The 11815-nt window shown below is 68.6% G+C and carries 13 protein-coding genes; 10 read left to right on the top strand and 3 right to left on the bottom strand.

The genetic code is table 11. The features are described from left to right. The first annotated feature begins 15 nt into the window (after positions 1 to 15). Complete coding sequence (locus BJQ95_RS12525) at positions 16 to 582, top strand: LemA family protein (RefSeq protein WP_130176138.1); 567 nt, start codon at positions 16 to 18, stop codon at positions 580 to 582. A 47-nt stretch (positions 583 to 629) separates the two neighbouring features. Next, positions 630 to 1514 carry a M48 family metalloprotease gene (locus tag BJQ95_RS12520; protein WP_130176137.1) on the top strand — a complete coding sequence of 295 codons (885 nt, stop codon included), beginning with the start codon at positions 630 to 632 and terminating at the stop codon, positions 1512 to 1514. Positions 1515 to 1603: 89 nt separating this feature from the next. Here the strand turns inward: BJQ95_RS12520 and BJQ95_RS12515 are convergent, their stop codons facing one another. Continuing rightward, a complete protein-coding gene (locus tag BJQ95_RS12515) occupies positions 1604 to 2809 on the bottom strand; it encodes a winged helix-turn-helix domain-containing protein (protein ID WP_130176136.1) in 1206 nt (401 codons plus the stop codon). Between the two features lie 123 nt (positions 2810 to 2932). On the opposite strand from BJQ95_RS12515, the gene BJQ95_RS12510 reads away from it, so the two are divergent. From BJQ95_RS12510 to ilvA, 6 genes are read left to right on the top strand one after another with little or no spacing between them, the layout of a single operon-like run. Beyond that, entirely contained in the window at positions 2933 to 4084 is a 1152-nt protein-coding gene (locus tag BJQ95_RS12510; protein WP_130176135.1) for an ABC transporter substrate-binding protein, read from the top strand. Then, entirely contained in the window at positions 4074 to 4934 is an 861-nt protein-coding gene (locus BJQ95_RS12505) for an ABC transporter permease subunit (RefSeq protein ID WP_130176150.1), read from the top strand. The genes BJQ95_RS12510 and BJQ95_RS12505 overlap by 11 nt, the downstream gene beginning before the upstream one ends. After that, a complete protein-coding gene (locus BJQ95_RS12500) occupies positions 4931 to 5815 on the top strand; it encodes an ABC transporter permease (RefSeq protein ID WP_130176134.1) in 885 nt (294 codons plus the stop codon). Before BJQ95_RS12505 ends, BJQ95_RS12500 begins: the two co-directional genes overlap by 4 nt. Next, positions 5812 to 6921 carry an ABC transporter ATP-binding protein gene (locus BJQ95_RS12495; RefSeq protein ID WP_130176133.1) on the top strand — a complete coding sequence of 370 codons (1110 nt, stop codon included), beginning with the start codon at positions 5812 to 5814 and terminating at the stop codon, positions 6919 to 6921. Before BJQ95_RS12500 ends, BJQ95_RS12495 begins: the two co-directional genes overlap by 4 nt. A 9-nt stretch (positions 6922 to 6930) precedes the next feature. Then, positions 6931 to 8247 (top strand): AI-2E family transporter, encoded by a 1317-nt coding sequence (locus BJQ95_RS12490; RefSeq protein ID WP_240694565.1) that lies wholly within the window; start codon positions 6931 to 6933, stop codon positions 8245 to 8247. A gap of 13 nt (positions 8248 to 8260) precedes the next feature. Further along, positions 8261 to 9517 (top strand): threonine ammonia-lyase, encoded by a 1257-nt coding sequence (gene ilvA, locus BJQ95_RS12485; protein ID WP_130176132.1) that lies wholly within the window; start codon positions 8261 to 8263, stop codon positions 9515 to 9517. A gap of 58 nt (positions 9518 to 9575) precedes the next feature. Here the strand turns inward: ilvA and greA are convergent, their stop codons facing one another. Together greA and BJQ95_RS12475 are read right to left on the bottom strand one after the other, a co-directional pair. Next, a complete protein-coding gene (gene greA, locus BJQ95_RS12480; RefSeq protein WP_130176131.1) occupies positions 9576 to 10064 on the bottom strand; it encodes a transcription elongation factor GreA in 489 nt (162 codons plus the stop codon). 149 nt (positions 10065 to 10213) lie between these two features. Continuing rightward, entirely contained in the window at positions 10214 to 10615 is a 402-nt protein-coding gene (locus tag BJQ95_RS12475) for a DUF4307 domain-containing protein (protein ID WP_130176130.1), read from the bottom strand. A 70-nt stretch (positions 10616 to 10685) separates the two neighbouring features. Here BJQ95_RS12475 and mca point away from each other — a divergent pair, with 70 nt between their 5' ends. Together mca and BJQ95_RS12465 are read left to right on the top strand one after the other, a co-directional pair. Further along, the gene (gene mca / locus BJQ95_RS12470) at positions 10686 to 11549 is read left to right on the top strand and encodes a mycothiol conjugate amidase Mca (RefSeq protein WP_205750015.1); all 864 of its coding nucleotides are present in this window, start codon (positions 10686 to 10688) and stop codon (positions 11547 to 11549) included. Further along, positions 11546 to 11809, top strand: a complete 264-nt coding sequence (locus tag BJQ95_RS12465) for a hypothetical protein (protein WP_130176129.1) — start codon at positions 11546 to 11548, stop codon at positions 11807 to 11809. The genes mca and BJQ95_RS12465 overlap by 4 nt, the downstream gene beginning before the upstream one ends. Positions 11810 to 11815 lie beyond the last annotated feature (6 nt).

Raw genomic sequence — 11815 nt, 5'->3', positions numbered from 1 at the left:
CAAGGAGACGTTGCCATGGAATGGCTCATCCCGGTCCTCATCGTTGTCGTACTCGTTGCGATCGCGGGTATCTACCTGTGGGCGACCTACAACTCGCTCATCACCCTCAAGGTGCGAGTGGATGAAGCGTGGAGCGACATCACGGTGCAGCTGAAGCGTCGTGCCGACCTCATCCCCAACCTGATCGAAACGGTCAAGGGCTACGCGGCACACGAGAAGTCGGTTTTCGAGAACGTCACCAAGGCGCGCGCCGAGACTCTCTCCGCGCAGGGCCCGGTGGACGCCGCGGCGGCCGAGAACCACATGCAGACCGCCCTGAAGAGCATCTTCGCCGTTGCCGAGGCCTACCCGCAGCTGCAGGCCAGCCAGAACTACCTGCAGTTGCAGGGTGAGCTGGTCGACACCGAAGACAAGATCCAGGCCTCGCGCCGGTTCTACAACGGCGGCGTGCGGGAGTTGAACACCAAGATCCAGGTCTTCCCGAACCATCTGTTTGCGAAAAACCTCGGCTTCACCCAGCGCGAGTTCTTCGAGGTCAGCGACGCCGCGGCCATCGCCGAGCCGCCCCGCGTGCAGTTCTAACCAGTCCTGACCACGTCTAGTTCTCACCCTGAGCTCGAAGAGGATCCATGTATAGCGCGATCGCGCGAAACAAGCGCAACACCGTCGTCATCATCGTGCTGTTCCTGGTGATCATCTCCGGGCTCGGCTGGCTCGCCGGCGCCGCCTACGGTGTGCAGGGCCCCGGCGTGCTCATCCTGACCCTGGTCGTCGCCGGCGGTTATGCGCTGATCCAGTACTTCGCGGCCGGCCGGCAGTCGATCGCCATGAGCGGCGGCATCCGGGTGAACAGCGTCACCGACCACCCCCGGCTGTGGCGCATCGTGGAAAACCTGTCGATCACCACCGGCACGCCGATGCCCGAGGTCTACATCATCAACGACCCGGCGCCCAACGCCTTCGCCACCGGGCGGGACCCCAAGCACGCCATCGTGGCCGCCACGACCGGTCTGCTCGACATCATGGACGACGCCGAGCTCGAGGGCGTCATGGCCCACGAGATCGGGCACGTGCGCAACTACGACATCCGGGTGTCGATGATCGTGTTCGGCCTGGTCGTGGCCGTCGGCTTCATCTCCGACATCTTCCTGCGGATGGCGTTCTTCGGACGCGGCAACAATAACAACGGCAACCCGATCGTGCTGGTCTTCGGCCTGGTCGCCATGGTTGTGGCCCCGCTGATCGCCTCCGTGGTGCAGCTGGCCGTGTCACGTCAGCGCGAGTACCTGGCGGATGCGACGGGAGCTCTCACCACCCGTCAGCCGGACGCGCTGGCCAGCGCCCTGGCCAAGCTCGGCGAGTACGGCCGGCCGATGCGTAAGCAGAACACCTCGATGGCGCACCTGTGGATCGCCGACCCGCTCAAGCCCGGCGTGATGGACAAGCTCTTCGCCACCCACCCGCCGCTGAACGAGCGCATCGAGCGCCTGCACGCGATGGGCAGCAAGTTCTAACCCTCTGAGCCAACTGTTCCCGAAGCGGACAACTGGTCCCGGTGCGCCGGGCGCACTTGTCCGCACTGGGAACAGCTGCGACCGGGAAACTAGGCCAGCTCGGCAGCGAGGCCGCCCGCGAGGGTGCCGCGCGGCACCACCTCGATGTCGGACAGGCCCTGCCACGCGGCGGTGCTCCGCAGCAGCCCGGCCAGCCGCGCGGCGGTGTCGGCGGGCGCTGTGGGCTCGGCCCAGCTGGCCTGCACCCGCAGCACCCCGGCCTGCCGGTCATTCTTCAGGTCGACCCGGCCCACGATGGTGTCGCCCAGCAGCACCGGCAGCACGTAATAGCCGAATTGACGTTTCTCCTGGGGGGTGTAGATCTCGATGCGGTAGTGGAAGTCGAACAACCGCAGCGCCCGCGCCCGCTCCCAGACCACCGGGTCGAACGGGCTGAGCACGGCGGCGGCATCCATCCGGCGCGGCAGCCGGGCGTCCCGGTGCAACCAGGCAGCGCCGGCCGCCCCGCCGCGGCCCCAGCCCGGCACCTCGACGGGGATGAGCTCGCCGGCCTCCACGAGGTCGGTGATGGCGGCCCTGACGGGTTCGGTGCGTAACCGGAAGTAGTCGGCCAGGTCTTTCACCGTGCCGATGCCGTGCGCCCTCGCCGCCTGGCTGATCAGAGCGCGGTGGGCGTCGGCGGCGGAGACCTGCCGGTCCAGCAGTGCCGTGCTGAAGACCTGCTCCGGCAGCGCGTAGACCCGCTCGAAGCGCTCCCGGCCGCCACTGACCACATCACCCCACCGGAACAGGGTCTCCAAGCCGATCTTCACGTCGGACCAGCCCCACCACGGGCCGCGCTTCGTGTTGGCGTCGTGCTCGATGGCGCTGGCGCGCAGGGGGCCGTTCGCGGCCAGTTCGCCCAGCAGCCAGGCCAGCATCGGGGCGTTGTCCCGCGACCAGTGCGCGTCGTCGGCGGCCGCCCTGTCCCGGTAGGCCTGCATCCGCCAGCGGAACAGCGGCCAGTCATCGACCGGGATCAGCGACGCCTCGTGCGCCCAGTACTCGGTGAGGCGCGGCTTGGTGCCGGTACACAACCGGTCGAGCTGGGCCTTGTCGTACGGGCCGAGCCGGCTGAACGCCGGCACGTAGTGGCTGCGCTCGAAGACGTTCACCGAATCGATCTGAAGCAACCCGAGCCGCTCCACCAGGGCGCCAAGCTGGCGGATGCCGGGAGCGGGCGCGGAGGTCCCGCCGAAGCCCTGCGCGGTGAGGGCGATGCGGCGGGCAAGGGCGGGGGAGATCGTCTGGACCACGACTCGACCCTACCGATGCCCGGTGACACACGACGTTCACACGCCGTTTAGGAGCAGGGCGGCACCAGGACATTCCCCGCCTCTAGCCTCGCAGCGACCGGTTACCCGGCACCCGAACTGTTCATGACGGAGGAACCCTTGCCTACCACCCGAACCCTGGCAGCCACCATCGCGGCGACCGCGATCGTCGCCCTCACCCTCACCGGCTGCTCGGGCGCCGCCGACGCGTCCGGCACAGGCACCGCCGTCGACGCCTCCACCGCGACCAGTATCTCCGCCTTCGGCGACCTGGCCGCCCTCGAGGCCGCGGCCATCGACGAAGGGGCACTGAACGTCATCGCCCTGCCGCGGGACTGGGCCAACTACGGCGCGGTGCTGGACCTGTTCGCCGAGAAGTACCCGGAGATCACCATCACCGAGGCCGCCCCCGATGGGTCCAGCGCCGAGGAGATCCAGGCAGCCCAGAACCTGGCCGGCCAGGACACCGCCCCCGACGTCTTCGACCTCGGCCTGGCCGTTGCCCTGGCCAACACCGACCAGTTCGCCCCGTACCAGGTGGCGACCTGGTCCGACATCCCCGACGCCCTGAAGGAAGAGAGCGGGCTGTACGTGGGCGACTACGGCGGATACATGGCCGTCGGCTACGACCCCGACACCGTGCCGGCACCGAAGTCGCTCGCCGACCTGCTCGGCGCGGAGTACAAGGGCAAGGTCGCCATCAACGGCGACCCGACCCAGGCCGGTGCCGCGTTCGCCGCTGTCGGCATGGCCGCCGTGCAGAACGACGGCTCGGTGGATGACTTCCAAACCGGCATCGACTTCTTCGGCGACCTCAACGCGGCCGGGAACTTCGTGAAGATCGACCCGACCCCCGCCACCATCGCCTCCGGTGAGACCCCAGTGGTCTTCGACTGGGACTACCTCAACGTGGGTTACGGCACCCAGCTGGAGGGTGAGCGCAACTGGGAGGTCGTGGTCTTCCCCGGCACCGGATACGCCGGTTACTACAACCAGGCGATCAACGTGGATGCGCCGCACCCGGCCGCCGCGCGCCTCTGGCAGGAATTCCTCTACACCGACGACGCCCAGAACCTGTGGCTCGCCGGAGGCGCCCGCCCGGCCCGGGCCGACGCCATGGCCGCGGAAGGCACCATCGACGCCGACCTGTTCGACGCCCTGCCCGCCGTGCCGGACACCACCGTGGTGCCCACAGGAGCGCAGAGCGAAGCCGCAGCCACGCTGCTCGGCGAGAAGTGGGCAGCGGCTGTCCAGTAGGTTCCGTGTACCGGCAGCAGCCTTCGGGCTGCTGCCGTTCGCGGTGTACGTGTTGCTTTTCCTGGGGCTGCCGACCCTGATCGCGGTCGGCACCGGGTTCGTCGGCAACGATGGAGCCTTCACCCTCGACACCGTCGCCGCCCTCACCGACCCCGTGGTCCTGGCCGCCTTCGGCAGTTCGATCGGCTTGTCGGCGTTGACCGCGGTCATCGGCGCAATCGTGGGCGCCCTGGTCTGCTACGCGCTGCTCGGTGCCCCGCCGGAGGGACCGCTGCGGTCGACCATCGACTCGCTGAGCAGTGTGCTCGCCCAGTTCGGCGGCGTCATGCTCGCGTTCGCGTTCATCGCGACCATCGGCATCCAAGGCATGGTCACCGTGCTCCTGCGCGACACCTTCGGCGTCGACATCTACGCGGACGGTGTCTGGCTCTACGAGCTGCCCGGCCTGGTGCTGCCCTACGTCTACTTTCAGGTGCCCCTCATGGTGATCACGTTCATGCCCGCCCTGGTGTCGCTGAAGACCACCTGGGCCGAGGCCAACGCCACCCTCGGCGGCAGCTCCCGCAGCTACTGGCTGCGAATCGCTCTGCCGGTGCTGGCACCGTCCTTCCTGGGCAGCCTGCTGTTGTTGTTCGCCAACGCGTTCTCCTCCTACGCGACCGCGGCGGCCCTCACCAGCCAGGGGTCGCAGATCGTGCCGCTGCAGATCCGCTCGGCCCTGACCAGCGAAACCATGCTCGGCCGGGAAAACCTGGCCGGGGCGCTCGCCCTGGGCATGATCCTGGTGATGACCGTCGTGATGGCCGGTTACTCGTTGCTGCAGTCCCGCGCGGCGAGGTGGCAGCGATGAGCGGCGGGCTCCGCAGCACGGGCGTCGTCGCCCACGCTCCCAGCAGGCTTGTCCGCGGTCTGATCCTCGGCGTCGTCGGGCTGGTCTTCGTCGTGCCGGTGCTGGCCATGGTCGAGTTCACCCTGCGACGAGGACTCGTCGGCGGCTACGACCTGCACCGCTGGACCGAGCTGTTCCAGGGTGGCCTCACCGGTGAATACAAGCCCGTGCTGGTGGCGCTGGGCAACTCGGTGGGCCTGGCGCTCGGCACCGTCGCCATCATGCTGCTGCTGCTGGTGCCGACCATGCTGCTCGTGCACATCCGGTTCCCGAGGCTGCGCCGGACGCTGGAGATCATCTGCATCCTGCCGATCTCGATTCCCGCCATCGTGCTCGTGGTGGGCCTGGCGCCGGTGTTCTCCGTCGTGGCCCGACTCGTGGGCAGCGGCGTCTGGACCCTGGCGCTCGCCTACGGCATCACCGTGCTGCCGTTCGCCTACCGTGCCATCCAGGCCAACCTCGACGGCGTCGACGTGCGCACCCTCAGCGAGGCGGCCCGCACCCTCGGCGCCGGCTGGGGCAGCGTGCTGCTGCGGGTGTTGGTGCCGAACCTGCGCCGGGGCATCCTCGCCGGAGCGTTCATCGCCGTGGCCGTGGTGCTGGGCGAATTCACCATCGCCTCGCTGCTCAACCGGGTGAACCTGCAGACCGCACTGGTCGTGGTGAGCAAGGACGACCCGTACACCGCGGTGATCCTCTCGCTGATCGCCCTGCTCGTGGCCTTCGCCCTGCTGATGGCCATCGGCAGGCTCGGCGCCCCGCGCCGCACCCGCACACGGCGCGCGGTCACCGCGTCATCACCCCAGACCGCGACCCCGAACCCGACCGGAGACCGACCATGAGCCAGGCGACAACGCAGCGTGCAGAGACCAGGACCGGCGCCGTCGTCGAATTCGCCGGGGTGGCCAAGCGCTACGGCACTCATCTGGCGCTGGCCGAATTCGACCTCACCCTGCGGGCCGGCGAACTCGTGGCCCTGCTCGGCCCCAGCGGCAGCGGCAAGACCACGGCACTGCGGGTGTTGGCGGGACTGGAGAGCTGCGACGACGGGGGCATCCGGATCAACGGCGACGACGTCTCCGCTCTGCCGACCAGCCGCCGGGACATGGGCATGGTGTTCCAGTCCTATTCGCTGTTCCCGCACCTGAGTGCCGGCGAGAACGTCGAATTCGGGTTGCGGATGCGCCGGGTGCCGGCCCCCGAACGGCGCGAGCGGGCGGCGGCCGCGCTGGCGCTGGTGGGCCTGGACGCCCACTACGGCCGGTTCGCGCACGAGCTCTCCGGCGGCCAGCAGCAGCGGGTGGCCCTGGCCAGGGCGCTGGTCACCCAGCCCAGGGTGCTGCTCCTGGACGAACCGCTCTCGGCGCTCGACGCGAAGGTGCGGGTGCAACTGCGCGACGAGATCCGGCGGATCCAGACCGACCTGGGCATCACGACCCTGTTCGTCACCCACGACCAGGACGAGGCCCTCGCCGTGGCCGACCGGGTGGCGGTCATGCGGGACGGCCGGATCGAACAGGTGGGCACGCCTGAGGAGCTCTACACCCGGCCGGCGACCCCGTTCATCGCCGACTTCGTGGGGCTGAGCAATCGGTTGCCGGGCGTGGTGCGGCACGGTTTTGCCGAGGTGCACGGTGTGAAGCTGCCGCTGCTCGATCCGTCGCATCCGGATGGCGCGGTGCTGGTCTTCGTGCGCCAGGAGGACCTGACGCTGGCCCCGGCCGGGCCGAGCGGCGTGGGTGCTACGGACCTGAGCGCGGCCGGCAGGAGCCTGGCCGGCACGGTGCTGATCTCCAGTTTCCTCGGGTCGCTGCGCCGCACGAGCGTGCGGCTCGCGCAGGGCGGCACCGTCGTTGTGCAGCACGACGTACGCGACCGCCTGCAGGTGGGCGACGCCGTTGTGGTGCGCTTCCGCGGCGCACCGGTACCGGTTCACGCAGCGTCTTAGACTGGTTCGGTGAGCACATCCACGGGAAGATCCGGCTGGTTCGGCCGCCGGCGTAGAGGCCGTACGGAGCCCCCGGCACCCGCGGCGCCCTCGGCACCCTCGGCACAGCCGATCACGGCGGTCGTGTCGCCCATCCCGGCCGAGCCGAACGGGGTGGACGAGAACATCCCTGCGGGCATCCGCCTGGCCGGCGCCTGGGCGTGGCGGCTGCTGGTGATCGCGGCGGCCATCGCGGTGGTGTTGTTCCTGGTGGTGCAGTTGCGCTTCATCGTGATTCCGCTGCTGGTGGCGGTGCTGGTGTCCGCCCTGCTGGTGCCCCTGGTCGGTTTCCTCACCCGGCACCGTTGGCCAAAGGGCCTCGCCGTGGCCCTGGCGCTGGTGGGCACCCTCGCGGTGATCGCCGGCCTGGTCACGCTGGCCGTCACCCAGATCGCGGCCGCTTCGGTGGGGCTGAGCTCCCGGTTTGCCGCCTCGTACGCGAACCTCACGGAGCTCTTGGCCGCGTCGCCGCTGCAGTTGAGCAACGCCGAGATCAACGGCTACCTCGGCCAGGCGGTCGACGCCCTCCAGAACGACAGTCAGATCTTCATCACCGGTGCGCTGTCGTTGGGCTCGTCGCTGGGGCACCTGGCCACCGGTGCGCTGCTGACCCTGTTCAGCCTGCTGTTCATCCTCATCGACGGTGCCGGTATCTGGAACTGGATCGTCAAGATCTTCCCCCGCCGGGCCCGGCCGGCCATCGCCGGCGCCGGCATGGCCGGGTGGCGGACCCTGGGCAACTTCGCCAGGGTGCAGATCCTGGTCGCCACGATCGACGCCATCGGTATCGGCGCCGGTGCCGCGATCCTCGGTGTGCCGATGGCCATCCCGATCGGCGTGCTGGTCTTCCTGGGCTCGTTCATCCCGATCGTGGGAGCCGTGGCCACCGGCGCGGTGGCCGTGCTCATCGCGCTCATTTTCAACGACTGGTTCGTGGCCCTGCTGATGCTCGGCGTCGTGCTCCTGGTGCAGCAGATCGAGGGTCACGTGCTGCAGCCGCTGATCATGGGCACCGCCGTCAAGGTGCATCCTCTCGGCGTGGTGCTCGTCGTCGCGGCCGGTGCTCTTCTGGCCGGCATCCCCGGCGCCCTGTTCGCGGTTCCCGTCGCGGCCGTGCTGAACGTTATGATCAGCTACATCCACAGCGGTGCCTGGCGCGGGGGAGTGCCACCGGCGGGCGCTGTGCCCGGCTCCATCCTGTGGCAGACCATTCCGCAACGGCCGGGGTTCCGGCAGGCGCGGACCGCCCCGGTCACGATCGCAACATCCCAGAGCACAGCAGAATAAGAGAGACCCGTCCATGACTGACAGCCCCGCAGTTCTTGCCCCCGCAGATCTGGCCGGCCCCACCCTGGCCGACTTCGAGACGGCGCGCACCATCGTCTCCCGGGTGGCCGATGTGACCCCCATGGAGACCTCACGGTACCTGTCGGCGATTCTGGGCGCCCCGGTGTTCCTCAAATGCGAAAACCTGCAGCGCACCGGATCGTACAAGATCCGCGGCGCGTACAACCGGCTGTCCAAGCTCACCGACGAGGAGAAGGCCCGCGGCGTCGTCGCCGCGTCGGCCGGTAACCACGCGCAGGGCGTGGCCTTCGCCGCCTGCGAACTCGGCATCGAGGCGACCATCTTCATGCCCGTCGGTGTCGCCCTGCCCAAGCTGCAGGCCACCAGGGACTACGGCGCCCAGGTGATCCTCCGCGGGCACACCGTCGCGGAGCCGCTGCTGGCCGCCGCGGAGTACGCCCGCGAGACCGGCGCCATCCTGATCCCCCCGTTCGACCACCCGGATGTCGTCGCCGGCGCCGGCACCGTCGGCCTCGAGATCCTCGACCAGGTACCTGAGCTCGACACGGTGATCGTTCCGATCGGCGGCGGCGGGCTCACCGCCGGCATGGCCAGCGTGCTCAAGCAGTACGCGGCCAGCCACAACCGTCGGATCCGGGTCATCGGCGTGCAGTCGCAGAACGCGGCGGCGTACCCGCCCTCTCTCGCAGCCGGCGAGGCCCTCGCGATCGACATCAGCCCCACCATGGCCGACGGCATCGCCGTGGCCAAGCCGGGCCTGCTCAACTTCGCGATCATCCGCGACGCCGTCGACGAGATCGTCACGGTCACCGAGGACGACATGGCCAGGGCCATGCTGGTGCTCCTCGAACGGGCCAAGCTCGTTGTCGAACCGGCCGGCGCCGTCTCCGTCGCGGCCATCCTGGCGGGCAAGATCACCGCGACGGGCAACACCGTGGCCATGCTCTCCGGGGGCAACATCGACCCGCTGCTCATGCAGCGCGTGATCAGCCACGGCCTGGCCGCATCCGGCCGGTACCTCAAGCTGCGGATCATGCTGCCCGACCGGCCGGGACAGCTCGCCCGGATCTCCGAGTTGCTCGCCGAGGCGCGCGCCAACGTCATCGAGGTGCTGCACACCCGGCACGGCGTGGGTCTGCAGATCAGCGAGGTCGAGCTTGATATCAGTGTCGAGACCCGCGGGCCGGAGCACCGCCAGCACGTCGTCGACACCCTGCGCGCCGCCGGGTACGACCCGCGCACCGACTAGAGACGCGAAAAAACGGCCGGCTGCCATGCAGCCGGCCGTTTCACGTTGTGCGCGGCACTCAACCGGTGAAGGTCTCCACCAGGTGGATCTCGACGGCGATCTGCTTGCCGTTGGGGGTCTCGTAGCTCGTCTTCGCGCCGACCTTCAGCCCGATGATGGCCTCACCCAGGGGGCTCTTCTCGCTGTACACGTCCAGGTCGCTGTCGCCGGCGATCTCGCGGCTGCCGATCAGGAACCGGCTTTGATCGCCGGCGATCGTGGCGGTGATGATCGTGCCGGGCTCCACGACGCCCTTGCTCTCGGGGGCGTGGCCCACCTCGGCGGTGCGCAGCAGCAACGTCAAGGTGCGGATGCGGGCCTCCATCTTGCCCTGCTCCTCCTTGGCCGCGTGGTAACCCGCGTTCTCCTTGAGGTCACCCTCCGACCGGGCCGACTCGATCTTGTTGGCGATGTCCACCCGAGCAACGGTGCTGAGAGTGTCCAACTCCAGAGCGAGGCGGTCATAGGCCTCCTGGGTCAGCCAGGTGACCGAAGTTTCGGTTGTCATGGTTCTCTCCTTCTCGTGCTGATCGGTGGTGCGCCGGCAGATAGTGCGCCGATGGTGCCGCGGAGGCGGCCGTTCGTCGCTGAGTACGCTACGAAGACACCGCGCCATACAGCGGACGCCCCGACTTCTGTCAGGGCGAATACATCAGTCTAGGTCAACCAACAGCGGTAAATCAATCCGGTGTTGCTCAGCTCCGTTGTCTTCACGATCTCGGTGAACGAGCGGGTGTAGTCGTCAGACGGCGGCAGGTCGATGACCTTCCAGCCCACCACGGTGAAGGACTCGTTGAGCGCCTGCACGGCGCAGCTGGAGGCCGTGTCGGTGGGCAGCGACACCTCGAAGGTGACACTGATGCTGTTCTCGTCGATGATCTGGTGCCGGGTGTCCCTGGCCTCGATCGCCGGGCCGGCGCCGTCCAGTCCCGCCCAGACCACCCAGGCGGTGAGGATCAGGGCGAAGGCGCCCGCGACGATCCAGAGCACCCGGCGGTCGCGCATCCTGCTGCCGGAGGTTCGCCCATAGCGTTCGTCGAGGTTGCTGCTCACGGCCACTGAAGACTCCACACTCACTGTTCAACGATTAGGCTTGCACCTAGGTTAGCTGGCATTTCTGAGGAGTTTCATGACGCTGCGGCTCTTGGCAGTGCACGCCCATCCCGACGACGAGTCGAGCAAGGGCGCCGCTACGTACGCTTACTACCGAAGCCTGGGCGCGGAGGTGCTCATCGTGAGCTGCACCGGCGGTGAACGCGGCAGCATCCTCAACGAGGACCTGGTCGACGTGGCCATGGCCGAGCGCGACCTCTCGGGACTGCGCCGCCTGGAAATGGCGGCGGCGCAGCAGGCGATGGGCATCCAGCACCGCTGGCTGGGCTACCAGGATTCCGGCATGGCCGACGACGGCGGGGTGCCGAAGAACTCGTTCGCCGACATTCCCCTGGTGTACTCGGCCGAACCCCTGGTGCGCATCATCCGCGAGTTCCGCCCGCAGGTGCTCGTCACCTACGACGAGAACGGCGGCTACCCGCACCCCGACCACATCCGTTCCCACGAGGTCTCCCTCGAGGCGTTCCGGGCGGCGGCTGACACCGAGCGGTACCCGGATGCCGGCGCGCCGTGGCAGATCGACAAGCTGTACTACGACCGTATCTTCAACCTCGAACGCATGGACGCCATGTACCTCGAGCTGAGCGTCGCCGAACCGGACTCCGACCTTCTCGAGCCGCTCGCCAGCGCCAGGGAGCGGATGAGCGACTACCCCAACCTGGCGACCACGCACGTGCCGATCGGGGACTTCCTGGAGGTGCGTGATGAGGCCCTCAAGGCGCACGCCAGCCAGGTCTCACCCACGAGCAGCTTCTTCTTCTGGCCCAACGACATGGTCCGCAAAGCCTGGCCCTACGAGGACTTCCAGCTCGTCGAATCGAAAGTTGACACCGTCATGCCCGAATCCGACCTCTTCAGCGGCGTGCGGGACGACGCATGAGCGTCACGCTCGCGCCCGTGCTCGGCTTCATCCTGTCCAACACCCCGCCGCCGGAGTTCAACCCTGACACCGTCACTCCGGGACCGTGGGGCTTCTTCGCGATCTTGTTTGTCGCGGTCGTGACCCTGTTGCTGGGCATGGACCTGGCCCGGCGCATCCGCCGCACCACCTACCGTGCCGAAATGCGGGAACGGTTGCAGGCCGAGGTCGCCGAACGCGATGCCGCGGCGGCTGAGCAGAAGAAGTCCGACACTCCTTAAGTGTGG

Source organism: Cryobacterium sp. SO1 (assembly GCF_004210215.2).
GTDB lineage: Bacteria > Actinomycetota > Actinomycetes > Actinomycetales > Microbacteriaceae > Cryobacterium.
The sequence above is the reverse complement of the archived record's forward strand: the minus strand, read 5'-3'. Positions and strand labels throughout refer to the sequence as shown.